The organism is Pseudomonas sp. AB39(2026) (genome assembly GCF_059831485.1).
In genome coordinates, this window is record NZ_CP195212.1 from 2670026 (window position 1) to 2694690 (window position 24665).

A 24665-nucleotide genomic window follows, 5' to 3' on the forward strand; every position below is an offset into this window, starting at 1 on the left:
CCCAGCAGCCTTTAGGCCTGTACAGCGTCCCATAGCGGTAAGCGGACCTGAGCCCTGAACCAATGTTCATTGGCATCACTATTGCACCCACCTCCATGCGCCCTACCCAGGCCCTGGCTTGCATTTGCAGGCTGTTCAGCCGGAGTCGAGAACTACGATGGAAAGGTTCGACAGTGATGCCGCTCATGACAGCGCGTCCAAACTCGCACTTGATGCCCTGCGCCAGCTCGTAGCCCAGCAGGCTGCCTACCCCCAGCGCCCGCTGCCTACCGAGCGTGAGCTGGCGGCAGACTTTGGCGTCAGCCGCCGTGCCATTCGAAGGGCATTAGCGGTGCTGGAGGCCGAGGGCCACATCTGGCGCAGGCAAGGCAAAGGGACATTCGTGGGCCCTACCCCGCCCAGCGCCTCCATCAGTTTTGCCAAGCTATGCAGCCGAACCAATTTCAGCGAGGTCATGGAAGCCCGCCTGCACCTTGAACCTGCCCTAGCGTCCTTGGCAGCGGTAAGGGCCAGCGGCGAACAGATGGCGATCCTTCGCCGCCTGGCCGAGCGCACCCAAGGCCAGCAGGGTGCCGAACACACGGACGCCGACAGCCTGGAACTCTGGGACAGCGCACTGCACCGTGGCATTGCTGAAGCCGCTGGCAATCGGTTGATGCTGGACCTGTTTGAAATGCTCGACGCCATACGGCTGGACCCGGTGTGGCGGACCTTACGCCAGCGGGCGCGCAACAGCGACCGCCTGAGCACCTATAGCCACGACCACGATGACATCGTAGGGGCTATCGAAAGCCGCGACCCGGTCAAGGCTGCGACGGCCATGCGCGGGCACTTGCGGGCCTTGCAGCAAGCGCTCGATAACGTCATCCAACACGACCTGGAGGCCAGCGCATGAGCGATCAATCCATAGCTTCAGCACGCCCGGTGCTGAGTGTCAGCGACCTCTCTGTACGCTTCAAAGGCGCCCCGGCCAATGTGGTCGATGGCGTGTCGTTCTCGGTACTGCCAGGGCAAACCCTGGCCATTGTGGGCGAGTCCGGCTGTGGCAAAAGTGTCACGTCCATGTCGCTGATGGGCCTGCTCCCGGACACCGCACAAGTAAACGCTACGGCGTCCAATCTGCTGGGTGAGCCCTTGCTAGGCATGACCGCCGAGCGCTTGCTCAGCGTGCGAGGCAACCGCATGGCGATGATTTTTCAGGAGCCCATGACCTCGCTAAACCCGGTGTTTACCATCGGCGAGCAGATCGCCGAAAGCGTGATGCGCCATCAGGGCCTGCCCAAGCCTGCTGCACGCCAGCGGGCCCTTGAGATGCTGGAAAAGGTGCGGGTGCCCGACGCTCGGCAGCGGCTGGACGCCTACCCTCACGAACTGTCTGGCGGCATGCGGCAGCGGGCGATGATTGCCATGGCGCTGGCCAACGACCCAGCCTTGATCATTGCTGACGAACCTACCACGGCCCTGGACGTGACCATTCAGGCGCAGATCCTTGCCTTGGTAAGCACCTTGCAGGCCGAGACGGGCACGGCCATGGTGTTGATTACTCATGACCTCGGTGTGGTCGCCGAAGTAGCCGATGAGGTGCTGGTGATGTATGCCGGCCAGGTGGTAGAGCGCGGCAGCGTCAAGACCCTTTTTGATGACCCACAGCACCCTTACACCATCGGCTTGATGGGTTCCATGCCGTCTATTGGCCCCCGTGAAGGGCGGCTCGCTACCATTCACGGGCGCGTGCCCACGCCAGCGGAAATGCCCACTGGCTGCCGCTTTGCCGGCCGCTGCCCGTTTGCGATCGACGCTTGCCGGGCGGCGCGCCCGCCGTTGCTTGAAGTATCTCCTGAACATTTCGCCGCGTGCATCCGTGCGCCCCTGGAGCAGCATGTGGGAGTAAGCGCATGAGCCTGGCCCCTGTCGCCCTGAGCGACACCACCAAGCCGATCCTGGAAAGCATTGCCCTGAGCAAGCACTTCAGCAGCGAGGCGGGCTTTCTCCAGCGCAGCAAGCCTCCGGTCCAGGCTGTAAATGAGGTTTCTCTGGCGGTACGCCGGGGTGAAACCCTCGCGCTGGTAGGCGAGTCTGGCTCCGGCAAATCTACCCTTGGCCGGCTGCTGCTCAACCTGCTCAAGCCCACGGCAGGCGATGTTATCTATGAGGGCCGCAACCTGGCCAACCTGGCGCCGGACAAGTTGCGCCAGGTACGGCGCGACCTGCAGATCATCTTCCAGGACCCGTTCGCTTCGCTCAACCCGCGCATGAGCGTTGAAGCGATTGTGGGCGAACCCATCTGGCTTCACCTGGACAGCAACCGCAGCGCCCGCCAGGACAGAGTCGCCGAGTTGCTGCGCACCGTGGGCCTGGCGCCCGAGCACGGCAGCCGGTTTCCCCATGAGTTTTCCGGGGGCCAGCGCCAGCGTATCGGTATTGCCCGCGCACTGGCCTCCGAGCCTCGGCTGATTTTGGGAGACGAGCCCGTGTCTGCACTGGACGTGTCGGTGCAGGCGCAAGTCGTGAACCTGCTGGAGGACCTCAAGCAACAGTTCGGCCTTACCCTGTTGATCGTCGCCCATGGCTTGGCCGTGATCCGCCACATGAGCGACCGGGTAGCGGTGATGTACCTGGGCGAGATTGTGGAATTGGCGCCGGTCAATGCCTTGTTTGAAACCCCTCTGCACCCCTATACCCAGGCGTTGATGGCGGCCGTGCCGGTCAGCCATCCAGATCTGCGCCGCCCACGGGCCGTACTCGGCGGCGATATGCCCAGCCCACGCACCCCGCCCTCGGGCTGTCGGTTTCACACCCGCTGCCCCCATGCGCGACCATTGTGCCGCGAGGTGAAGCCCTTGTTCGAAACGGTCGAGGCCGGGCGGCAGGTGGCATGTCACTACTGGCGCGAGATTGCCAACGCCGGGGCTGATGCCTTGGCGGTGCCTACCCCGAGTGCGGCCTATACCCAGCGCCTTAACCTGTTCAAACACCATCAAGCCATAGCCTTGGAGCGCCAACCATGAAACTCGCCCACCTCATCACAGGCACGCTGATGGTGCTCGCCGCCAACGCCGCCGTTGCTGAAACCACCTTGCGTATCGGTATCCAGGACGACCCGGACGTGCTCGACCCGCACCGCTCGCGCACCTATTCCGGCCGGCTGGTGTATACCGCGCTGTGTGACAAGCTGGTGGACATTAGCCCCCAGCTTGAATATGTGCCGCAATTGGCCACGGCCTGGCACTGGAGCGACGATGGCAAGACCCTGACCATGACCCTGCGAGAAGGCGTGACCTTCCACGACGGCGAAACCTTCGACGCGGCGGCCGTGAAGTTCAACCTGGACCGGGCGCGTACCCTGCCCGACTCGCTACGCAAGAGTGAGCTGGCGTCTATCGACAGTGTGGACGTAGTAGACGCAAAAACGGTGGCCATCAAGGTCAAGCAGCCAGACGCAACCCTTATTTCCCAGCTGTCCGACCGGGCCGGCATGATGCTGGCCCCCAAGGCATCCACCGCAGACGTCGCCGCCAAGCCGGTGTGCTCCGGGCCTTACAAGTTCGTGCAACGGGTGCAGCAGGACCGCATTGTGCTGGAGCGCTTCGACAACTACTGGAACAAGCAGGCCTACCACTTCGACAAGGTGATTTTCCTGCCCATACCGGACACCTCCGTGCGCTTGGCCAACCTGCGCTCCGGCGACCTGGACATCATCGAACGCGTGGCCCCCACCGATGTAAAAACCGCCAAGGCTGACAGCGCGCTCCAGGTATTTAACACCCCTGGGCTGGGCTACATGCAGTTGATCTACAACGTAGGCAACGGTGACCGTGCCAACACGCCCCTGGGCCAGGACAAGCGCGTGCGCCGGGCCTTCGAGCTGGCTATCGACCGGGACGCCATCAACCAGGTGGTGTTCGAAGGCTTGTACGCCCCCAGCGCACAGCCCTTCCCCACCAGCAGCCCGTATTACGACAAAAGCCTGCCTATCCCGCTCCGTGATGTGGCGCAGAGCAAGAAACTGCTGGCCGAAGCAGGGGTGAAGCTGCCCTTGAGCGTTGACTTGAAAGTGGCCAATAACCCCATTGCCCAGCAAGTGGGGCAGATCATTCAGGCCATGGCCGAAGAGGCTGGCTTCAAGGTCAACCTGGTGGCCACCGAGTACGCCACCCTGCTGAGCGAACAAGCAGCGGGTAATTTCCAGATTGGCATGAGCGCCTGGTCAGGCCGGCCGGACCCGGACGGCGACATTCATCAGTTCGTGACCTGCAAGGGCGCTCAAAACGATGGCCGCTTCTGCGACCCCAAGCTCGATGAGCTGCTAGACAAGGCACGTACTGTCAACGACCAGGCCCAACGCCAGGCCCTGTATTCCCAGGCACTGCGCCTGCTGGCCACCGATGTGCCCACCAGCTACCTGTACTTTGACCCGCGCATCATTGCTATGCGCAGCACACTTACAGGCTTTGTGCCCAACCCGGACGGCCTGATCCGGCTCAACGGCATGGCGTTCAAATGAACGCCGCCGGCCGCTTCAAGGAGGTGCCATGCTGACGTTTATCTTGCGGCGCTTGCTGAGCGCCATCCCCACGCTGATTCTGGTTTCCCTGTTCGTGTTCACCCTGCAGAAGCTGTTGCCGGGTGACCCAGTGCAAGCCATGGCAGGCGAGGAGCGCGACCCGGCGGTCATGGAGTACCTGCGTGAAAAATACCGCTTGAATGACCCAGTGCCGCTGCAATACCTGCACTGGGTAGGCAACGTGTTGACGGGTGACTTCGGCACTTCACTGCGCACCGAGCAACCCGTGACTGCGCTGCTGGCCTCCAAGCTGCCGGTGACGATCGAGCTGGCGGTGCTGGCGCTGATCATTGCCTTGGTCATTGGCATTCCCGCCGGAGTGGTATCGGCCGTACGCAAGGGCACAGCAGTGGATTATGGCGCCAACGTGTTCGCCCTATCGGGCATCTCGATTCCTCACTTCTGGCTGGGCATCCTGCTGATTCTGATTTTCGCCGTGAAACTGCAATGGCTACCGGCTTCTGGTTTTGTACCGCTGGGTGAAGACCTGATGCAAAACCTGAAAACCCTCATCCTACCGGCGTTTGTGCTGGGGGCTGGCCTGGCCGGCGTGCTGATGCGCCACACCCGCAGCGCTATGCTGGAAGTGCTGCGTGCTGATTACGTGCGTACCGCCCGGGCCAAGGGCCTGTTTCCTCGCACTGTGGTGCTCAAGCATGCGTTGCGCAATGCATTGATGCCAATCGTAACCCTGACCACGCTGCTGTTTGGCGAACTACTGGGGGGTGCCGTGCTGACCGAGCAAGTGTTCAGCATCCCAGGCTTCGGCAAGATGATTGTCGATGCTGTGTTCAACCGAGATTACGCCGTGGTGCAGGGCGTTGTGCTTTGTGTGGCCATTGGTTTCCTGTTGCTGAACCTGCTGGCCGACGTGCTCTACCGCCTGATCAACCCACGTTTGAGGGCCGCCTGATGACTACGCTGCTGTCGCCTGTTGCTAGTACTTCGGACACCACCCTCATACCACGTGCGCGCTCGCCCTTCGTGCGCAAGTTCTTGGCCAATAAGGGCGCGGTCATTGGCCTGGCGGTGTTGGTGGTGTTTATCCTGGCCGCGCTGCTGGCGCCCTGGATCGCGCCCCATGACCCGCTCAAGGCCAACTTTCTGGCCGTACGCAAAGCACCGTCATTGGTGTACTGGCTAGGCACCGATGAACTAGGCCGTGACCTGTTCTCGCGCCTGCTGTGGGGTGCCCGCAGCTCGCTGGTGGCCGGTGGCGTATCGGTTGCCATCGCCATGGTGATTGGCGTGCCCCTCGGGCTATTGGCCGGTTACTTCGGTGGCAAGCTGGACGCGGTGATCTCTCGCATCATGGAAGCCTTGCTGTCGTGCCCCTTCCTGGTATTAGCCATTGCCTTGGGCGCGTTCCTGGGGCCGAGCCTGACCAATGCCATGATTGCTATCGGCCTGTCGGCCATGCCTATTTTTTCGCGGCTTACCCGTGGGCAGGTACTGGCTATCCGGCATGAGGATTACCTGGAAGGTGCTCAGGCCATCGGCTTGCCGGACCGCTGGATCATCCTGCGCTACGTACTGCCTAACGTGCTATCACCGCTGGTGGTGCAAGCCACGCTGACCATTGCTTCGGCCATTCTTGCCGAGGCGAGCCTATCGTTTCTGGGGCTGGGCCAGCAGCCGCCCTCGCCGTCCTGGGGCTCGATGCTCAACACTGCTAAAAACTTCATGGAGCAGGCACCGTGGATGTCCATCGCCCCCGGTGTGGCGATCTACATCACAGTACTGTGCTTCAACCTGCTAGGCGATGGGCTGCGCGACGCCCTAGACCCAAAAAGCTGATCAACTGCCAAGAGACGACCGCATGTTTGATGATCTGGATTACGCTCAACCCTACGCTTCGGCGCGCTCGCCAGTGATGGGCAACAACATGGTGGCCTGCTCCCAGCCACTGGCTGCTCAGGCGGGCCTGGACATGCTGCGCCAGGGCGGCAATGCCGTAGACGCGGCCATTGCCGCCGCCATGGTGCTGACGGTGGTGGAGCCTACCGGCTGTGGCATTGGCAGCGATGCGTTTGCCATTGTGTGGGATGGAAAACACCTGCAAGGCCTGAACGCCTCCGGGCGGGCGCCTCAAGGCTGGACCCCGGAGTACTTCAAAGGCCAGGCTCAGATGCCACAGCGCGGCTGGGGCGCGGTCACCGTGCCGGGTGCGGTATCGGCCTGGGTCGCCCTGTCCGAACGCTACGGCAAGCTGCCCTTCGCCACGCTGGCCAAGCCAGCCATTGGTTATGCACGTGACGGTTACCAAGTGACCCCGATCATTGCTGAGCTGTGGCGCCGGGGTGCCGAGCTGCTCAAGGACCAGCCAGGGTTTGCCGAGTGTTTCTTGCAAGGCGGCAAAGCGCCTAAAGCCGGTGAGAAAGTTACCTTGGCCGACCATGCGTCCACCCTTGAGCAGATTGCTCAAACCAAGGGCGAGGCCTTTTACCGAGGCGAACTGGCCCAGGCCATGATTGCTCATGCCCAAACCAATGGCAGTGTGATGAGCCTGGAAGACCTGGCCGCTCACCGGGTGGACTGGATTGATACCCTGTCTGTCCCCTATGCCGGTGCTGTAGTGCATGAGCTGCCCCCCAATGGCCAAGGCATTGCTACCCTCGCCGGGCTTGGCATGCTGGAAGCCTTGGGCGTTGGCGAGCACCCGGTAGACAGCGTCGCCACCGTACACCCGGTGCTTGAAGCCATGAAGCTGGCCCTGGCTGACCTCAATGAGCACGTGGCCGAAGACAGCCACATGCGTGTGCGCAGCGAACATTTGCTCGACCCGGCCTACCTGGCTGAGCGCGCAGCCTTGGTGAACGAGCAGGCAGCCAACCCTGGCCATGGCTCACCCAAACCCGGCGGCACGGTGTACCTGTCGACCGCGGATGAAAGCGGCATGATGGTGTCGTTCATTCAGTCCAACTACATGGGCTTCGGTTCGGGTGTGGTCGTGCCTGGCACCGGCATCAGCCTGCAGAACCGCGGTGCGGGCTTTACCCTGGACCCCAACCACGTGAACACCGTGGCACCCGGCAAGCGCCCTTTCCATACCATCATTCCTGGCTTTGTAATGAACGCCGACGGCACGCCCTTGATGACCTTTGGTTTGATGGGCGGCCCTATGCAGGCCCAAGGGCACTTGCAGATGATGATGCGTATTCTGCGCTACAAGCAAAACCCACAGGCAGCAGCAGATGCACCTCGCTGGAGGCTTGAAGCCGGCTTGAAAGTGGCGGTGGAAAAGGCATTCGACCCAGCCGTGGTGAAGGCACTGCGTGACAAAGGGCACGACATCGATGTGGAAGAACCCAGCGGTGTATTCGCCTTTGGCGGCGCACAGATCATTCAGCGTACCGAGCATGGGTACGTGGGCGGCAGTGACCCGCGCAAGGATGGGTTGGTAGCCGCCTATTAGGCAGGCCCTGATGTAGGCAGCTCTCGGCGGCAGGCAAGCGGTACAACCCAATCGCTTGCTTGCCACTGGCTTCCCGTACGGGTGAGGGTCAGGCGTCTACAGCAGGCGACCATCCAAGCAGGCGTTTGGCTTTCTCATTGCTGACAGTGGGGTTGTCGTTAGTGATATTGAAAATGCCACCCTGCTCTGATTCCAACGCCAACAGCGCAGCGCGTGCAGCCGCTTGAACGTGCACAGGGCTGACGCCTGTTGGCTCATCGGTGCCGGTATCGGGCCCGTACAGCTGGCCATAACGCAGCACTGTGCCGCGCAGGGTGGGCTCACCCAACACTTGCTGTTCCAGCGCTACTACGCCCCCTACACTGATACCACGGCTGCCTTGGGCTTCAACGTCCAAGGGGTGGGTTTCCAGGTACGGGGTATCGCCCGGCTGATAGGCCCAGGCAATGCTTTGGGCGACCAGCCGGCTCGCACCCGCGGCCTTGGCTGCAGCCACCAGGTTACGTGTGCCTTCGGTACGGATACGGGCATTGTTCTCTACGGCTTTAGCCATTAGCTCGGGGCTCAGGCCACGGGGCAGGTCGGTCAGTTGGTGAATCACCGCCCAGGGCTGAAGGCTGACCAACGCCTCCTGCAACCGCTCAGCGTCGTACACATCGACGACTATCGCTTTAGCGCCTGTTGCCTCTATGCCCTCCACTTTATCTGGGTGGCGGGTAGCGCCATACACGCTGTAATCCGCCGCTACTAACAGCTTGAGCAGGGCTTTGCCGATTACACCGGATGCGCCGGCAACGAAAACCTTACGGGGCATGGCACGTATCTCCTTGAAGTGTCATGTGGATGAAAATAGGGCAATGGTCAGAGCTTACCAAACGCCGAAACGCCCTGGTGCCAGACCAAGGTGTTAGTACGTTTCAACGTCAGCGGGTAGCCCTGAGATTTCTAACCTGGAATAGCACAACCCCCGCAGTGCGCGGGGGGGTGTAGGGGTAAACCTTGAAAAGTGTATTAGGCGGGCCTAGAACGGGAATACAGATAAAGCCATAATACCTATTTGATTTATATACAAAATCCCAAATATTGCTTTCTAAGAGGGGTTCTGTAAAGAAAGAGACCATCTCCTTACTAATCTTTTTCGGGACGACAGGAATGTAAAGTAGGCTGTGCAACTTCGTAAAGGTCGTCATGCTCAGCGGGATCAGGCCCGAGGCATCGAAACCTCAAGTCGAAAGCGCATCCCGACACAGCTACCTTTCCAGGCAAAATTGGGAATCAGATCCTTGATGTAATGCAGCTCCCCTTTTGAGGCTTCGACCCATAGATCGAAAGTGGGTAACCAATGCTTCCATTCGTTGGCAGCTGGTATCTCGAAGGTTTCGTCTGCCTCTTCCCACTCGACACCGATGGCATTAATGGTCGCAGGTGAGCAAGTGTTAAATCCTGGAGGCGGAAAGCGCGCGATTTCGAGAGCAGAAATTTACGCAAGGCCAGCATCGCGGAGGACTTACCACTGTTGTTGGCTCCGACCAACAGCGTGGTGGTGCTTGCCAGGTCGATTCGAACGGACAGGAGCTTGCGGAAATTCGCGATTTCCAGGTACTGGATCTGCATAGCCTCTTCCTTGTGACGGCTTAAGGTAATTCGCAGGGCCGATGGATCCTGAAACTCTAGCCCAGCACCTGCAGCGCTCCAATAGACGTAGTGAGTTTTGGCAACTGCATTCAAGCAATGGAGCTGCAGCGATCAGAAGCCAGGTTCAATTAGCGCACACATGCACGGCTGACGCAGCTTGTGCCAGCCGTACACGGATTTCAGACGCGCTTTGCCTGGACGCTACTAGGCATACACGAAAGGCACCAAGTAGTTGACCAATCTGTCTGCCCGTATCGGCGAGTGCTCGATTGAAAGCTGACACTGCCCTTCAAGCTCGATGTCGGTCAACTGAGACTCACAAAGCTCTTTCAGCAATACCCGGGACTCAGCAACCAGTTGGTTCAACCGATCAAGCGTGAGCGCATAGCTCTCGTTCGCTGACGCTGCGGCGGTTGCCTTGTTACTGGGGTGCACCACCACTCGATGACTTGAGTAGCCGGGGTAGTTTCGGACAAACCACTGTTCTGCGACCAGAAGCTGACCATGCTCCTCCTTGGTCAACGGATTTTTGTCCTGTTTGCGACTTTTTGCTTCCAGGATCAGAGCAGTCTTGTTGGGGAGAAGCCAAAGCACATCAGGCCCTTCCCCACCGACATCATGGCGCTCTGTAGTAAGCCCGATCAAGCTACCAAGCTCTGCAAGCGCTTGCTCGAACTGATTGGCAGATGCGCCGCCGTGCAACTTGGACACCACCTCCTCAAAGCGTTGAAGCAGGCCGCGCCTGATCCGGTATCCACGTAGCTGAACAGCAATTGCTGCGCCTTGTGCGCCGGGAGACGCTAAGGGCCGGTAGGGAGGAGCGGTGCGTGGACGCAAAAGGTTGCGGTTCGCGGAAAATGCCGATCGTTGGAGCTCGTCACTGCGCTCGGCTTGCCCCCAGTTTTCCGCGATACGGCCTGCCAATTGGTACAACCAACCACGTGTCTGGTCATCCACCGCGCCTTGGGCACCTGCTACCTGATCCAAACGTTCGATAGCTTTGTCATAAAAACCATCAGCCCAAAGGTTGAAGGCCTTGCGTTCCGTTGAGGCAGTATTGAACCGCTTCGGGTCTGCCGCCTCTGGCCCAACGTTTTCCGCAAGGGTTGCGGCATGGTACTCAATCCATCCGATGTCCCGATTGATGCTGAGCGCGATTGTATTGTTCAAATCGTTGACATCACTGACTTCTTTACTGACCGTCGACCCCATTTCGAGCTGTGCCCGAGTCGCGCTCGTGAGCAGCCTGAAGTTCGCGTCCTTGGCAATCCAGCCAGCTAAGTCCGAGCCAAGCAGCAGGACTACGCAATGGTCGCCAGCCCCACGCGCTCCGCGTCCGATTCCCTGTTCAATGCGCTGAGCGAGCATGCGACTGATGGTAGCTCCACCGTAGAGGGTCGCAGCACGTAACAGCTCATAATCAGACGTGCCGGAGGGAAGCCCTTCCATCACCAAAACTCTGCAAGAGTCACCGGGTAGATCGATTCCATCGTAACGGTTGGCAAATACGAATGGCCCATTGGTTCTACGCGACTGCAACGCCTCGATCGCAATCTCCACTTGGTCTGAGCCTTCCGCGAACTGCGCAGTGTCAGTCCATGCCTGCGCGGCATAGTTGGCGTGCACCAAAGCAACAGCCCCCAGGTTCATCCCAGCCACTTGCTTGAGCGTTGACTTAGCGACCTGTTGCGGATCGAAATCGAACGGCATCAGGCTTGGGATCAGGATCATCCGCTCACTGATACCCGCGAGAGACCTGGAGGTCAAAGCGTTGTTTACGAGCTGGGGATCGGCGTCGAATGTGCGGACAATTTCGCTATCGTCAGCGATGGTCGCCGACATGTAGATACGCCGAGGCGCATCAGCGAATGTGGGGAAATTGTTTACCTGGGGCAGAACACTTGTAATGGTGAAGACTTTGCCACTGATCAGCGCATGGCACAGATGCAGATTGTCTCGCAGCAATGGCCAAGCATAAGGAACGTTCGCACCGTCGGGTCGCAACATTCCCCTTACGGTATCCAACTGCTCATTCCAGGCCCAATAAGGCACTTCAACTACGCCGCTGTTGAGGCCTGAAACGGTATCGTCAAAGGTGCCTAGTCGATCAATGTCTCGAAAAGCATTACGGAACAAAGTGCACAGCGCCTCGTACGTTTCCTTGTCATCCGCAGAGGAAACCTCAAGGGTGAACGATTCGCGCACCACAGAGAATGCTACGTGGGCGTCATCAAGGATAACGGCGCCCACTCTAATGGGCGCTTTCAACCCACGAACGCCAAACTTACTGTGGCCATTGAATAGGGCGTTGTAGGAAGCGACCATGACAGCCTTGCCGTTCACAAAGTCGTCGTGCAGGGGCTGACCTCGGGTGTATGGGACAGCGAGAATCCCCAACGATTTCGCTTTCTCCAAGGTCTGTTTAACTAACTGAGTGGTCGGAGCCAGATACAGAACGGGCTCTTTGAGGTCATTCAGGGTCGACTGAGCAATCAGCAGACCAACCAGAGTCTTGCCGCCCCCGGTGTGGAGCTTGACTACCGTGTCACGCTCATCCTTTCGCCCGAACCATGCCTCCAGCACCTCCGCTTGACTGGTATACAGATCATTGATGCCCTGAGGCTTGGGCATGCGCCTGAAGATTTCCAGGGGATCTATCGGTGCAGGTCGCTGAGACTGCGATCTGAGTTTGTTGAAGTCCACCATCCTTGTTTACCTCGCAGTCGTCGTTGAGCTTCAGTCGCTCATGATCATTGGGTTGGATCTCATCATTAACGATTACTTGTTCTGCTCTGCCATGCTGGAAACCCGCGATCCAGCCACGGGACTATTCCCAGCATGGGCTACCAGTGCGCTCTTTAAATGGTGTCTGGCCGCCTAGGCCAATTTCTAGGAATCAGTGCATCCTCTGACTCCTTGTTCCATCGCTTACGAGTAGCCTTGACGTACCTGGGATCGTCACCGAAGTACGCGTGCTCGATCAGCAACACCTGTAAGCCCTTCTGAGCAGCCGTTTCATCGAAAAGGAAGTCGAGGTGCCGCCGCATGGCTGAGACCTCTTCGTTCTCCTCGATGGTCGACTCGTCTTCCCCACGTTGCGGGTAATAGGGCCGACTGATCTGGTCAAACGCAAGAAAGGCAGGTACTGGCGAGTTGATCTCTCCCAGATACTTCTGCAGCGCGAAAGACAGGGCAACGTGAATAGCCAGATAGTTTTCGTCCGACCCGGCGTCATGCAGCCGCAATAAAGCCCTTGAGTCTTGCTCGATGATCGCGACATCTGGTGGTCTGGAGGAAAACTGAAGGTCGGCCCCAATACAGGGAGCCACAGTAGGCAGCTGGCCGAACGCTTCTGACAGATATTCGGACACTTTGCGCTCGGCAAACCTCAGCAGTTTTTCCTTGGCTTCGGTGTCGATTTGCCCTTCCAAACTCTGGATCTGGTCTCGCAGGACACCCAAGTCTGACCCAGGCTGCGGCGTGGTTGGATTCATCTCCAGAAACTGTGAAACCTTGCCCTGCAGGTTCGCATGGTACTAGGCCAAGGTGTTCAACTGCTTGGCCTCCTCACTCTGGCGAATCCAGGTCTTGATACGCTCATCAACCTCATTCACTTGGCGATTCAGGCGATCAATTTCCATGCCCAACGAGTCTTGGTGCTCGATCAGTCGAGGCCGCACGTTCTCAACCGCCACACTCTCCGACCGAATGACGGCCATGGAGTGGCGGATAGCCTCGGAGATTGCAGCACCACGTTCGGTCGGACTGTCACATACTGGGCATGCGTCTGCCGCTGGCTTGAGATGCTCTGCAATTTTCAGCTTTTCATATTGGCGTCGCACCGTACCCTCGAACCCCACCATGTCCTGAAGGGCTGAGCTGGTCGCACGTGATTGTCTCTTCGTTTGTTCAAGGGTGCTCAGCAAGCCTCGACGAGTGTCGTACAACTTGCCGAGCTCACTCTCATTCGGGTTCGAACCGGTTCTGCTGGCAGAGCGCTGAACGCGTTTGAGCACGCCCTCCAATTCTTTCTCGGAAGACTCCTGAGAAGGGGTGTCGCACAGGCCACTTCGGCTTGCATCATGCAGCAAACGCAAGGCGTGCTTTTTGTAGTCGCTACCGGCTGCCTGGCGAGACCGTTGCTGCCGCTCCTCTCGCTCAAGCTGCTTGCGAAGCTCACGCAGGCGCCGCTCCTTGAGCACCGAATCTTCGCTCACAATGCGGAGGAAGTAGGGCATCGTTTCGACAATGGCCGGGGCTTCATCAGCCTGATCCAGTCCATGCAGCAGAGCAGTTTCGTTATAAATGACATCCTTGGGCACGAACATGTAAGCCGTCGCGTGACGTACCGTGGGACGCCATTTACGGGCAGTTTTGTCATCGGAAGCATCGGGCACACCAGCAATCCCAAAGGCGCGCTCGATGAAGCCCTTTGCTGCCTCAAGTGTCGTCAAGCCTTGGAGCTGCTCGACATGACTTGGAATTGGCAGACCCCGTCCGTTGCTCACGTACATTTTGGTGCTGGTGGCCTGACCCACAGGCGGGACTATCCGCGCAGTAATCATCTGCGCATCTCCGAGCACCCATTTCAGACCCACCGCGAGACTATGTCGCTTCACGTGCGCCGCCAGCTCGCACTTGCTGGAGCCAAGACAGTAATCAATGGCTTTGATCAGGGTGGATTTACCCGTACCGGATGCACCCGTGAAGATATTTACCTCTCCCAATTTCAGCGGAAGGTCGCGTAGCCGACCACCCTCGCCGATGAAAAAAATGTTTGAAATATTCCAGCGGCTCATAGCTCCAGCCCCATCATGTCGAATACTGTCCGTGTAGTACCCGCCGAGGCAAACCAGTAACCCAAGCGGTGAATTTTCTTGAAGATTTGTTGAGTGTCCTCACCCAGTTGCGCGGTGAGATGTCGAGGCATCGAGGACGCCCCGTGAACTACACGGCCTTCGGGGTTGAGCGTTAACAACTGGCTGAAGCAGGCGAACTGGATTGCTTCGGTCACAATTTCCAGTGAGCCGTTAATCCTGTCCGCGAGCCGGATCTGGATGACCGGGCTACGGTGCAGCCACTCCAATAGGCCTGTGCTTCGATTAGTGCGATCAAAGGTCGAAGCCAGGTCACCCGAGAGTGCTACCGGCAGAGCCGCATAGCACAACGTGATGTCGGGAGCGCTGCTTCCAAACGACAGATACCCTGTAACGAAGTGGGTCAGCAATGCGGCGCAATATGCCGGGTTGGTTTCGGCGTAGATATCGTGTGTGATGGCCATTCCCTATTCCTTGAGAAGCTTCAGGTACTGGGCATGCCACCCTACCGTCAGATCGATAGCCAGCAGTTGGTAGGTTCCTCGCACGTAGTAGTGACCGCTCCAGCTTGATGAGATCGGCTCGACCTCTTTCGGCGCAAAGTCATGAGTCCAACGCAAGACATCAAGCCCCATGGGTGCGATCTCTTCGGGGCTGCGCATTTCGCAATTTTCAACCATCCGGGTGTGAATATCCGACCAGGACTCCTTGAGCTTGTCGTCGTACTTGGCGATTTTCGAGCGTAGTTGAGGCTTTTCACGAATCCATTTTGATCGCTGGTGTGCAGCCCGCCATTGCTCACGAACAGCTTTGCTGATGTCCGAGGGCTTGCCGCCGACCAAAGCGATCTGACGGTACAGCATGCTGTCAGCCTGATAGTCGTCTGGATGGTTCACCATATCGAAGTCAGCGGTCAGCTTGTCCTCGTCCAACTGGGGGATGATCGACGATAGGGTGTGCTCTACTTCACTTCGGTGAACAACCCGGTCGCGTTTACCACACAGCGTGTAGACCACTTGCAAATCCCACCATGCAAGCAGGCTCTCAGCGGCACGTAGACGGTGCTCTTTGGGCAGCAAATGCAGGTGTCGGGATAATTCAGCAGGAATCTCTCCGATGGTGACTTCATCAGGCTTTATGAAGATTCGCTTGAGAAGACTGGATCTGATGGTCGGGTCAAGCGCGAGAAAGGCCTCACAGCCTTTGGCACGAGCAGCATGGCGAAGACTGACTTTGTTTGCTCGATCGTCCGCACGCTCTGCGACAACCCTCTGCGCCTCCTCAAGCATTGCGTTGAGCAAGGGCTCTCGATCAGTTTCCTCGTCGCACAGTGCCATCAACGCAGAGCCGTCGGGTACGGGGCCCACTGCGACTAAGTGGAACCTCGTATCAGCGAGCGATACCAAAGGGATGGCGTCTATCCAGACCTTGATGGTCTTCCATAGCGCCACACATGCGAGCGTAACTGGAGGCGGGTTTTCCTGGATGGAGTGCTTGAGTTGGTACAGCAAGGACTGTCCATTGGACTTGATTTCAATGTCATCAAGCCTCTCAATGGCCACAGCAGCATCGTCTGTTTTCAGCCGTACCAACATTAGGAGCGCATACTGGCTCTGATAATAAAAACCTAGCGCAGCCGCCGATGCGTCATGAACAGTGTTCGAATCTGTTCCATCCATTCTCGACCACAAGCCTCCGTACGACTGAATGCGATCCAATAAAAATGGCAGAACGATACCAGAATGCCATCGCAAAGCCTACTAGAAGCGGCTAGGGACTAAGCCGCGAAACGCAAAACCCCAGATCCGCAGAGAAATGGCCGGCCCGCATCCGGCCCATCGCCAATAGTTCAGCATTAGTCTGGCGTCGGTGTGGGCCGCCGGCTGTACCGTTGCTCGACAAACAGGTCTGCTATCACCGCCCAAGATTCATTTACAATTACGTAGCGCTTGGTCATCGAGAAATCTGCACTTTCCATGAAAAAAACCAATACATTCAATTGGTTAGGGTAGGAGAAATAGAGGAAGCTAGTTTCGTGAAAAGGCGAACAACCGATAAAAATAGGTTTTAAGCTAGCCTACCGCATACCAGCCATCGGCCATCACCGTATTAGGATATGGCGATCATTAAAATATATAGGATGTAGCATGCGTATTGAATCCATATTGAAGAACATTGAGGCGGGAGGCTCTAGAAGAGGCTACTCTTTTGAGACGTTCGTACTTAACCTTCTGAAACTCCACATATCCTCTCAAGACAAGAGAATATACTTTGAGGATTCTTCTAAACTGTTCGATGCTTGCGCACCAGATGGCTTTGACGAGCATGACGGAATGGTGTTTTTCGAAATCACATATGACGTCAGAAGCTTCCTAAAAAGGGCACAGTCGAGATACTTAAGAGAATTTCTATCACAAGTTGAATCATTACCAGATAACTCTAAACCCAAAACCTTAATTATAATAAGTGCCAAATCGCTCCCTGCCGATCTCTATAGCCTGAACCCGTTCCTCAGCAGCCAAGCCGTGACCAAAACTTGCCAGTTCGTTTTTTGGGGAATAGAAGAGTTAAACAAACTGGTCACGAAACACCCTGGAAAAGCCAACGAAATCAGCAACAACCTTTTCTCTTTACGACTGGAGGCCGCAGTAAAGCCGGCAGAGCAAGACTGGCGAAAGAAAAGAGAAACCGTCATTCATAATTTGAAGGATAGTTTTGATAGAGGGCAATTCTCACTATTTCTTGGAGCTGGAGTTTCTAGCAGCGCAGGCATGCCAGGCTGAGACAACCTTCTTAACTCGCTGTTTATATCCTACCTTACGCAAGCGTTTGATACTGAAAAAACCATAACCAGACCCGAAATACCAGAACTAGTTGACCGCCTTAATAAAGTTTCTGAATCGTCGGCATTAATGGGTGCAAGGTATATTAGAAAGGGACTTACGGGAAAGACTCCCGCTACTGACAACTTTGTAAATGCGATCACAGAAAGCCTATACGAACTGAGAAACCAAACCTTTGACATAAGCTCCCCACTCATTCAAGAAATTGCTTCCATGTGCATGCCAAGGCGCACAGGAGCGAAAGTGAAATCAGTAGTAAACTACAATTTTGATGATTTACTTGAGAGAGAACTTAACAAATCGGGAATTTCACATCGAAGCATCTACACTGAAAGTGAAGCATATGACCCGGAAGAGCTTCCAATATATCATGTACACGGCTTTCTTCCTGAGAACAGAAAGAATTACAACTCTCTAGAAAAATCCACCTTGGTATTTTCTGAGGAAGGCTACCACCATATCTACACCAACGCGTATCATTGGTCTAACCTCGTCCAGCTTAATTGCCTACGCGAAAACATTTGCCTAATGATAGGCTTGTCTATGACTGATCCCAACCTCAGGAGACTTCTGGACATTTCAGCCAGAAGCGTCGAGCAAAACAAGCACTTTGCATTTATAAAGCGACTAGATCTTCATGATTTTTGTCACGACAAGGTGAATAGCGACGAGATAGTCGTTGTAAGTAATACGAAAGGAGCCCAAACATTCTTAGAAACACATCACGCACTAAATGAAGAGTTGATGCTGGAACTAGGAGTTAACGTTATTTGGTATGAAAACTACGATGAGATTCCAAAGATTTTGCATACTATAAGCCGAACACGCAGTAACTGAATAAACATTAGCAACGCGCCCTCCTGCTCGCAGGGCAAACAGCGTTTCGCTGATGCCGGCGACTTCTTACAGGGACAGGCAGACCTTGCTCGTCCAAGAGCATGTGCAACCGTTCTCCCGCCTGCAAACGAACTGTCTCAACAACCATGCACCGATCTCTAATGTTTACATTCGGTTTAGTCGGCATACCTAGCTTTTCAAAACCGTTTGTCTGCTTTCCTAAATCTGCTTTACAAAATGCGGTGCAAAAAAGCCTGAGAATATTTACAAAACCTCAGGCTTTTTTGTCTTATCTACTTGTATTTCAACAACCTATGGAAATATCTTTTACAGAGGAGCCTTTATCCAGGCTAGAACGGAATATCGTCATCAAAGCTGTCGAAGTCGTTGGACTGCTGCGGCGCAGGCTGCTGCTGTGGCGCGGGGCGCGACTGCTGCTGAGGCTGGCTTTGTGGGCGCGGGGCCTGCTGGCGAGGGGCCTGTGGCGCCTGGTTGTAGTTATCACCGCCGCCTTGCTGGTCCTGCCCCTGTGGGCGGCCGCCCAGCAGTTGCATGGTGCCTTGCATGTCCACGATGATTTCCGTGGTGTAGCGCTTGATGCCGTCTTTTTCCCACTCGCGGGTCTGCAGCTTGCCCTCGATGTACACCTGGGAGCCCTTGCGCAGGTAGTTGCCAGCAATTTCCGCCACCTTGCCGAACAGGGACACGCGGTGCCACTCGGTGCGCTCGACCTTCTGGCCGCTTTGCTTGTCGGTCCACTGCTCGCTGGTAGCCAGGCTCACGTTGGTGACGGCGTTGCCATTGGGCAGGTAGCGAACTTCAGGATCCTGGCCGCACGTACCGACCAATATGACTTTGTTAACCCCGCGGGCCATAAACGTTCTCCTAGGCGTCGCGCGTGCCTGGGCGCTGGTTGACCAGTGCTTCCAGCGTTGCGCGATCCAAAATTTTGGTATCGAGTTTGATGTAGATGGCAGCTTCTTCAGCTACCACAACGGCGTCTGTCACCCCGGGGACGACCATCAGCCGCTCGCCCAGCCCGGCTTCGTTCAGCGACGCTGGCGATAGCGGCAGCCGCAGGCTGGTAACGTAGGGTGGTTCACGCATAGTACCAGCAATGACCGCCCAGATCGCCAGTAATGCGGCACAGCCTAGGAATACTCCGCCCAAGCCCCCGTGCTGGTACATCCACCCGCCAAGAATCCCCCCCAATGCCGCGCCCAGGAACTGGCTGGTGGAGTACACGCCCATGGCCGTGCCCTTTCCGCCAGCGGGCGACACCTTACTGACCAACGAGGGCAGCGAAGCTTCCAGCAGGTTGAAGGCGGTGAAGAACACCACCGTGCCCACTACCAGCGCCGTAAGGCCCTGGGCGAAAGCCCAGAAGTACAGTTCGGTAAGCGCCAGCACAATGATTGCCCCGAGAAGAACACGCTTCATTTTGCGCTTCTTCTCGCCATAAATAATGAATGGAATCATTGCAAAGAATGAGATCAGCAAGGCCGTGAGGTACACCCACCAGTGCTGTTCCTTGGGCAGGCCGGCGCGGTCCACGTAGGCCAAGGGCAAGGCCACGAAACTGGACATGAGAATGGCGTGCAGAATGAAAATGCCTGCATCCAGCCGCAGCAAGTCTGGGTGACGCAGCGTAGGGCCCAATGCCTGCTTCGCTACCCCGGATTCACGATGCCGCAGCGCGCGCGTGGAACGTGGCACCACAAAGGCAATGATCGCCATGCCCAGCAGCGCCAGGATGCCTGTGGCGGCGAACAGCCCCTGAAGGCCGAAGGCGCGCGTAAGCAGTGGCCCCACTACCATGGCCACCGCAAAGGACAGGCCGATGCTCATGCCGATCATGGCCATGGCCTTGGTACGGTGCTGCTCGCGGGTCAGGTCTGACAGCAAGGCCATCACCGCTGCCGAAATGGCACCGGCCCCTTGAAGCACGCGGCCGAGGATCACACCCCAGATGGTGTCTGCCTGGGCAGCTACGCCACTGCCAATGGCAAAGATCACCAACCCTACATAGATCACTGGCAGGCGGCCTATTCGGTCGGAAATCATGCCAAACGGAATTTGCAGCACGGCTTGGGTCAGCCCGTAGGCACCGATAGCCAGCCCTATGAGCGGCAGCGTGGCGCCTTGCAGGCCCATCCCATAGGTAGCCAGCACTGGCAGCACCATGAACATGCCCAGCATGCGAAAGGCGAATACCAGCGCCAGGCCGGCAGCAGCGCGTGTTTCGCCGCTACTCATGCGTTCGCTGTGGAGATCTTGCATGGAATTACCTCGTGTGAACCGGTCGGGATTCTACCAGTCCCATCGAGTAACGGCACATCGAGTGACGCTATGCCACATGAACGGATCTTCATGGCATACGCCAGCAGATCAGCCCTCTGGGCTGCAGGGAGGCCATGACGTGAAGTTTGCCTGCCTGTCCCCGTATACTTTCGTGTTTATGCCCGCCGAGCGAGGCCGCCTTGGACAAGATCCTGATTCGTGGGGCGCGTACCCACAACCTGAAAAACATTGACCTGACACTCCCCCGCGACAAACTGATCGTTATCACTGGCCTCTCGGGCTCTGGCAAGTCTTCCCTGGCATTCGATACCCTGTACGCCGAAGGCCAGCGCCGCTATGTGGAGTCGCTGTCGGCCTATGCCCGGCAGTTCCTGTCGATGATGGAAAAGCCGGACGTCGACACGATCGAAGGGCTATCGCCTGCTATTTCCATCGAGCAGAAGTCCACGTCCCACAACCCACGCTCTACTGTGGGGACCATCACCGAGATCTACGACTACCTGCGCTTGCTGTACGCCCGTGTAGGCACCCCACGCTGCCCCGACCACGACATTCCCCTGGAAGCCCAGACGGTGTCCCAGATGGTTGACTTGGTGCTGGCCGAGCCTGAGGGCCGCCGCCTGATGCTGTTGGCGCCGGTGATTCGCGAGCGCAAGGGCGAGCACTTGGGTGTGCTGGAGGAGTTGCGCGCCCAAGGCTTTGTACGCGCCCGTATCAACGGCAAGCTGCATGAGCTGGACGAAGCGCCAAAGCTGGACAAGCAGAAGAAGCACACCATCGACGTGGTGGTGGACCGTTTCAAGGTTCGAAGCGACCTGCAGCAGCGGCTGGCCGAATCATTCGAAACAGCGCTGAAGCTGGCGGATGGCATTGCACTGGTTGCCCCCATGGATGAAAGCGACACAGGTGAAGAGATCATTTTCTCTGCCCGCTTCGCCTGCCCCATCTGTGGCCATGCCATCAGCGAGCTGGAACCCAAACTGTTTTCCTTCAACAACCCTGCTGGCGCCTGCCCTACCTGCGACGGCTTGGGTGTGAAACAGTTCTTCGACGCCAAGCGGCTGGTGAACGGCGACCTTACCCTGGGGGAAGGCGCTATACGCGGTTGGGACCGGCGTAATGTGTACTACTTCCAGATGCTGGGCTCCCTGGCATCTCACTACAAGTTCAGCCTGGAAAAACCCTTTGGTGAACTGTCGGCTGAGAAGCAGAAGTTGCTGCTGTACGGCAGCGGCCGCGAAAACGTGGACTTCCGCTACCTGAACGACCGCGGCGACATCGTGAAACGCTCGCACCCCTTCGAGGGTATTGTGCCGAACCTGGAGCGGCGCTATCGCGAAACCGAGTCTGCCAGCGTACGTGAGGACTTGGCCAAGTACCTGAGTACACAGCCCTGCCCCGAGTGCCGTGGTACGCGCCTGCGCCGGGAATCCCGCCATGTGTGGGTCGGTGAAAAAACCCTGCCTGCCGTTACAGGTTTGCCTATTGGCGAAGCCTGGGACTATTTCGGGAGCTTGCAGCTCACAGGCCGCAAGGGTGAGATCGCCGACAAGATTCTCAAAGAGATCCGTGAGCGCTTGCAGTTCCTCGTAAACGTAGGCCTGGACTATCTCACCCTGGACCGCAGCGCTGATACGCTGTCCGGTGGTGAGGCGCAGCGTATTCGTTTAGCCAGCCAGATCGGGGCTGGCCTTGTAGGGGTGATGTATATCCTCGACGAACCGTCCATTGGCTTGCACCAGCGGGATAACGACCGCTTGTTGGCCACGCTTAACCATTTGCGAGACATCGGCAATACGGTGATCGTGGTAGAGCACGATGAAGACGCCATCCGCCTGGCAGACTACGTTGTAGACATTGGCCCTGGGGCTGGGGTACACGGTGGCGCTATCGTGGCTGAGGGGACACCTGCCGAGGTAATGGCGCACCCTGACTCGCTCACCGGCGCTTACCTGTCCGGTCGCAAAAAGATCGTGTACCCCGCCAAGCGCACGCCGCGTGACAAAAAACGCTCGCTCAGCATCAAGGGCGCACGCGGCAACAACTTGCGCAATGTGGACCTTGAGATCCCTATTGGTTTGCTGACCTGCGTAACAGGTGTATCGGGCTCGGGCAAATCCACGCTGATCAACAATACCCTGTTCCCACTAAGTGCGACGGCCCTGAATGGGGCGACCACATTGGAAGCAGCCGCCCACGACAGCATCGACGGGTTGCAGCATTTGGACAAGGTGGTGGATATCGATCAAAGCCCCATCGGCCGCACGCCCCGTTCAAACCCGGCGACCTATACCGGGCTATTTACGCCAATCCGTGAGCTGTTCTCCGGTGTACCTGAAGCCAGGGCTCGGGGCTATGGGCCGGGGCGGTTCTCATTCAACGTGAAAGGTGGCCGCTGCGAAGCCTGCCAGGGCGATGGTCTGATAAAGGTGGAGATGCACTTCCTGCCTGACATCTACGTGCCCTGTGACGTGTGCAAAAGCAAACGCTATAACCGCGAGACCTTGGAGATCCGTTACAAGGGCAAGAGCATCGACGAAGTGCTGCAAATGACTATCGAAGAAGCCCGCACATTCTTCGATGCAGTGCCGGCCCTGGCGCGCAAGCTGCAAACACTCATGGACGTAGGCTTGTCCTATATCAAGTTGGGCCAGTCGGCGACCACGCTCTCGGGTGGTGAAGCACAGCGTGTGAAGCTGTCACGCGAGCTGTCCAAGCGTGACACAGGCAAAACCCTGTACATCCTGGACGAACCCACTACCGGGCTGCATTTCGCCGATATTCAGCAGTTGTTGGACGTGCTGCACCGGTTGCGTGACCACGGCAACACGGTGGTTGTGATCGAACACAACCTGGATGTGATAAAAACAGCGGACTGGCTGGTGGACCTTGGGCCGGAAGGTGGCTCACGAGGGGGGCAGATCATTGCTTGCGGCACGCCGGAACAGGTGACCAAAATGAGCCAATCCTATACCGGCAAATACCTTAAGCCATTGCTGGAGCGGGACAAAGCGTAACCTGGCTGAGAAACGGTGCCTGCTCCGTTGGGGTCAGGCGCCGATCTGAGACTGCAGGTAATTCTGCAAACCGATGCGCTTGATCAGCCCAAGCTGCTTCTCTAACCAGTAGGTATGGTCTTCTTCGGTATCCGATAGCTGCAGCTTGAGGATATCGCGGCTTACATAGTCTCTATGCTGTTCACACAGCGCGATACCTTTGCAAAGTGCAGCCCGCACTTTGTACTCCAGGCGCAAGTCGCTCTCCAACATTTCAGGTACCGTAGTGCCAACGTCCAAGTCATCTGGACGCATGCGCGGCGTGCCTTCCAGCATCAAAATGCGGCGCATCAATGCGTCAGCATGGCCTGCTTCTTCTTCCATTTCGTGGTTGATGCGCTCGTAGAGCTTGGCAAAACCCCAATCCTCGTACATACGTGAATGGATGAAGTACTGATCGCGCGCAGCAAGTTCGCCGGTCAACAGGGTATTAAGGTAGTCGATAACGTCTGGATGACCTTGCATGGCCTGAATCTCATTGCGCTTGAAAGATGCGTAGTGTGAACCATCGGTATGAATGGGTCGATCACTCAGTGCAAAAAAATCGCGAATCTCGCGAAAAACCAGCTATTAAGGCGCTAAAAACCATCAAATGAGGGCGTTTCGTGTTTGCGTTCCCACTTCCTCTATTTTTAATGCAATACCGCATGTGGGGTTTTAAAGAAATGCGCTCCTTGGGTGATAAGGCGATACGCCACGGCTCACCTGCTAGCGCCCTATTTTGCAGGCAACAAAAAACCGAGCCTAAGCTCGGTTTCCTGTGTTAGCAGAAGCGCGCCTTATTCGGCAGCTTCAACTACGCCGCCGACCGGACGGTCAACCAGCTCAACATAAGCCATCGGCGCATTGTCACCAGCGCGGAAGCCGCACTTGAGGATACGCAGGTAGCCACCTGGGCGAGCAGCGTAGCGCTTGCCTAGGTCGTTGAACAGCTTGCCTACGGCGGACTTCGAACGGGTACGGTCGAAAGCCAGACGACGGTTGGCAACGCTGTCTTCCTTGGCCAGGGTGATCAGCGGCTCGGCAACGCGGCGCAGTTCCTTGGCTTTTGGAAGGGTGGTTTTGATCAGTTCGTGTTCGAACAGCGACACCGCCATGTTTTGGAACATGGCCTTGCGGTGCGCGCTGGTGCGGCTCAGATGACGACCACTTTTACGATGACGCATGGTTCATTCCTTACCGAAACTCTACGTTCGG

At 57.3% G+C, this 24665-nt stretch carries 21 protein-coding genes; 10 read left to right on the top strand and 11 right to left on the bottom strand.

Annotated elements, in window-relative coordinates; genetic code table 11:
- Positions 1-157 precede the first annotated feature (157 nt).
- From ACSAMW_RS12215 to ACSAMW_RS12245, 7 genes are read left to right on the top strand one after another with little or no spacing between them, the layout of a single operon-like run.
- Positions 158-895 carry a FadR/GntR family transcriptional regulator gene (locus ACSAMW_RS12215; RefSeq protein WP_500590562.1) on the top strand — a complete coding sequence of 246 codons (738 nt, stop codon included), beginning with the start codon at positions 158-160 and terminating at the stop codon, positions 893-895.
- On the top strand, positions 892-1899 hold the full coding sequence (locus ACSAMW_RS12220) for an ABC transporter ATP-binding protein (protein WP_500590563.1): 1008 nt from the start codon (positions 892-894) through the stop codon (positions 1897-1899). The genes ACSAMW_RS12215 and ACSAMW_RS12220 overlap by 4 nt, the downstream gene beginning before the upstream one ends.
- The gene (locus tag ACSAMW_RS12225; RefSeq protein ID WP_500590564.1) at positions 1896-3008 is read left to right on the top strand and encodes an ABC transporter ATP-binding protein; all 1113 of its coding nucleotides are present in this window, start codon (positions 1896-1898) and stop codon (positions 3006-3008) included. Before ACSAMW_RS12220 ends, ACSAMW_RS12225 begins: the two co-directional genes overlap by 4 nt.
- Positions 3005-4504 carry an ABC transporter substrate-binding protein gene (locus ACSAMW_RS12230; protein WP_500590565.1) on the top strand — a complete coding sequence of 500 codons (1500 nt, stop codon included), beginning with the start codon at positions 3005-3007 and terminating at the stop codon, positions 4502-4504. Before ACSAMW_RS12225 ends, ACSAMW_RS12230 begins: the two co-directional genes overlap by 4 nt.
- 28 nt (positions 4505-4532) lie before the next feature.
- Positions 4533-5477: an ABC transporter permease gene (locus ACSAMW_RS12235; protein ID WP_168085172.1), complete on the top strand. Its 945-nt coding sequence runs from the start codon at positions 4533-4535 to the stop codon at positions 5475-5477.
- The gene (locus tag ACSAMW_RS12240; RefSeq protein ID WP_500590566.1) at positions 5477-6361 is read left to right on the top strand and encodes an ABC transporter permease; all 885 of its coding nucleotides are present in this window, start codon (positions 5477-5479) and stop codon (positions 6359-6361) included. Before ACSAMW_RS12235 ends, ACSAMW_RS12240 begins: the two co-directional genes overlap by 1 nt.
- 22 nt (positions 6362-6383) lie before the next feature.
- A complete protein-coding gene (locus ACSAMW_RS12245; RefSeq protein ID WP_500590567.1) occupies positions 6384-7979 on the top strand; it encodes a gamma-glutamyltransferase family protein in 1596 nt (531 codons plus the stop codon).
- An 88-nt stretch (positions 7980-8067) separates the two neighbouring features.
- On the opposite strand, the gene ACSAMW_RS12250 is transcribed toward ACSAMW_RS12245, so the two are convergent.
- The 7 genes from ACSAMW_RS12250 to ACSAMW_RS12280 form a co-directional block, all read right to left on the bottom strand.
- Positions 8068-8793, bottom strand: a complete 726-nt coding sequence (locus tag ACSAMW_RS12250; RefSeq protein WP_500590568.1) for an NAD-dependent epimerase/dehydratase family protein — start codon at positions 8791-8793, stop codon at positions 8068-8070.
- A gap of 461 nt (positions 8794-9254) precedes the next feature.
- Positions 9255-9593, bottom strand: a complete 339-nt coding sequence (locus tag ACSAMW_RS12255) for an AAA family ATPase (RefSeq protein ID WP_500590569.1) — start codon at positions 9591-9593, stop codon at positions 9255-9257.
- 225 nt (positions 9594-9818) lie between these two features.
- A complete protein-coding gene (locus ACSAMW_RS12260) occupies positions 9819-12245 on the bottom strand; it encodes a DEAD/DEAH box helicase (protein ID WP_500590570.1) in 2427 nt (808 codons plus the stop codon).
- Between the two features lie 227 nt (positions 12246-12472).
- A complete protein-coding gene (locus tag ACSAMW_RS12265) occupies positions 12473-13108 on the bottom strand; it encodes a DUF3732 domain-containing protein (RefSeq protein ID WP_500590571.1) in 636 nt (211 codons plus the stop codon).
- Positions 13109-13150: 42 nt separating this feature from the next.
- On the bottom strand, positions 13151-14413 hold the full coding sequence (locus tag ACSAMW_RS12270) for a hypothetical protein (protein WP_500590572.1): 1263 nt from the start codon (positions 14411-14413) through the stop codon (positions 13151-13153).
- Positions 14410-14895 (bottom strand): three component ABC system middle component, encoded by a 486-nt coding sequence (locus ACSAMW_RS12275; RefSeq protein WP_500590573.1) that lies wholly within the window; start codon positions 14893-14895, stop codon positions 14410-14412. Before ACSAMW_RS12275 ends, ACSAMW_RS12270 begins: the two co-directional genes overlap by 4 nt.
- A gap of 3 nt (positions 14896-14898) precedes the next feature.
- The gene (locus ACSAMW_RS12280) at positions 14899-16110 is read right to left on the bottom strand and encodes an ABC-three component system protein (protein WP_500590575.1); all 1212 of its coding nucleotides are present in this window, start codon (positions 16108-16110) and stop codon (positions 14899-14901) included.
- Positions 16111-16578: 468 nt separating this feature from the next.
- Between ACSAMW_RS12280 and ACSAMW_RS12285 the strand changes: the two genes are divergently transcribed.
- Positions 16579-17214, top strand: a complete 636-nt coding sequence (locus ACSAMW_RS12285; RefSeq protein ID WP_500590576.1) for a hypothetical protein — start codon at positions 16579-16581, stop codon at positions 17212-17214.
- 303 nt (positions 17215-17517) lie between these two features.
- On the top strand, positions 17518-18111 hold the full coding sequence (locus ACSAMW_RS12290) for an SIR2 family protein (RefSeq protein WP_500590577.1): 594 nt from the start codon (positions 17518-17520) through the stop codon (positions 18109-18111).
- Between the two features lie 350 nt (positions 18112-18461).
- Here ACSAMW_RS12290 and ACSAMW_RS12295 read toward each other — a convergent pair whose 3' ends face one another.
- Both ACSAMW_RS12295 and ACSAMW_RS12300 read right to left on the bottom strand, forming a co-directional pair.
- On the bottom strand, positions 18462-18986 hold the full coding sequence (locus tag ACSAMW_RS12295; RefSeq protein ID WP_168085176.1) for a single-stranded DNA-binding protein: 525 nt from the start codon (positions 18984-18986) through the stop codon (positions 18462-18464).
- 10 nt (positions 18987-18996) lie between these two features.
- Positions 18997-20391 (bottom strand): MFS transporter, encoded by a 1395-nt coding sequence (locus tag ACSAMW_RS12300; protein WP_500590578.1) that lies wholly within the window; start codon positions 20389-20391, stop codon positions 18997-18999.
- A gap of 200 nt (positions 20392-20591) precedes the next feature.
- On the opposite strand from ACSAMW_RS12300, the gene uvrA reads away from it, so the two are divergent.
- A complete protein-coding gene (gene uvrA, locus ACSAMW_RS12305) occupies positions 20592-23429 on the top strand; it encodes an excinuclease ABC subunit UvrA (protein WP_500590579.1) in 2838 nt (945 codons plus the stop codon).
- A gap of 33 nt (positions 23430-23462) precedes the next feature.
- On the opposite strand, the gene bfr is transcribed toward uvrA, so the two are convergent.
- Complete coding sequence (bfr, locus tag ACSAMW_RS12310) at positions 23463-23933, bottom strand: bacterioferritin (RefSeq protein ID WP_168085179.1); 471 nt, start codon at positions 23931-23933, stop codon at positions 23463-23465.
- Between the two features lie 314 nt (positions 23934-24247).
- Positions 24248-24634 (bottom strand): 50S ribosomal protein L17, encoded by a 387-nt coding sequence (gene rplQ / locus ACSAMW_RS12315; protein ID WP_168085180.1) that lies wholly within the window; start codon positions 24632-24634, stop codon positions 24248-24250.
- Positions 24635-24665: the final 31 nt, after the last annotated feature.

Excerpts from the sequence above, each read along its gene's own strand:
- ACSAMW_RS12215 (WP_500590562.1), top strand. The coding sequence starts at position 158 with ATGGAAAGGTTCGACAGTGATGCCGCTCATGACAGCGCGTCCAAACTC.
- ACSAMW_RS12220 (WP_500590563.1), top strand. The coding sequence starts at position 892 with ATGAGCGATCAATCCATAGCTTCAGCACGCCCGGTGCTGAGTGTCAGC.
- ACSAMW_RS12225 (WP_500590564.1), top strand. The coding sequence starts at position 1,896 with ATGAGCCTGGCCCCTGTCGCCCTGAGCGACACCACCAAGCCGATCCTG.
- ACSAMW_RS12230 (WP_500590565.1), top strand. The coding sequence starts at position 3,005 with ATGAAACTCGCCCACCTCATCACAGGCACGCTGATGGTGCTCGCCGCC.
- ACSAMW_RS12235 (WP_168085172.1), top strand. The coding sequence starts at position 4,533 with ATGCTGACGTTTATCTTGCGGCGCTTGCTGAGCGCCATCCCCACGCTG.
- ACSAMW_RS12240 (WP_500590566.1), top strand. The coding sequence starts at position 5,477 with ATGACTACGCTGCTGTCGCCTGTTGCTAGTACTTCGGACACCACCCTC.
- ACSAMW_RS12245 (WP_500590567.1), top strand. The coding sequence starts at position 6,384 with ATGTTTGATGATCTGGATTACGCTCAACCCTACGCTTCGGCGCGCTCG.
- ACSAMW_RS12250 (WP_500590568.1), bottom strand. The coding sequence starts at position 8,793 with ATGCCCCGTAAGGTTTTCGTTGCCGGCGCATCCGGTGTAATCGGCAAA.
- ACSAMW_RS12255 (WP_500590569.1), bottom strand. The coding sequence starts at position 9,593 with ATGCAGATCCAGTACCTGGAAATCGCGAATTTCCGCAAGCTCCTGTCC.
- ACSAMW_RS12260 (WP_500590570.1), bottom strand. The coding sequence starts at position 12,245 with ATGCCCAAGCCTCAGGGCATCAATGATCTGTATACCAGTCAAGCGGAG.
- ACSAMW_RS12265 (WP_500590571.1), bottom strand. The coding sequence starts at position 13,108 with ATGAATCCAACCACGCCGCAGCCTGGGTCAGACTTGGGTGTCCTGCGA.
- ACSAMW_RS12270 (WP_500590572.1), bottom strand. The coding sequence starts at position 14,413 with ATGAGCCGCTGGAATATTTCAAACATTTTTTTCATCGGCGAGGGTGGT.
- ACSAMW_RS12275 (WP_500590573.1), bottom strand. The coding sequence starts at position 14,895 with ATGGCCATCACACACGATATCTACGCCGAAACCAACCCGGCATATTGC.
- ACSAMW_RS12280 (WP_500590575.1), bottom strand. The coding sequence starts at position 16,110 with ATGGATGGAACAGATTCGAACACTGTTCATGACGCATCGGCGGCTGCG.
- ACSAMW_RS12285 (WP_500590576.1), top strand. The coding sequence starts at position 16,579 with ATGCGTATTGAATCCATATTGAAGAACATTGAGGCGGGAGGCTCTAGA.
- ACSAMW_RS12295 (WP_168085176.1), bottom strand. The coding sequence starts at position 18,986 with ATGGCCCGCGGGGTTAACAAAGTCATATTGGTCGGTACGTGCGGCCAG.
- ACSAMW_RS12300 (WP_500590578.1), bottom strand. The coding sequence starts at position 20,391 with ATGCAAGATCTCCACAGCGAACGCATGAGTAGCGGCGAAACACGCGCT.
- bfr (WP_168085179.1), bottom strand. The coding sequence starts at position 23,933 with ATGCAAGGTCATCCAGACGTTATCGACTACCTTAATACCCTGTTGACC.
- rplQ (WP_168085180.1), bottom strand. The coding sequence starts at position 24,634 with ATGCGTCATCGTAAAAGTGGTCGTCATCTGAGCCGCACCAGCGCGCAC.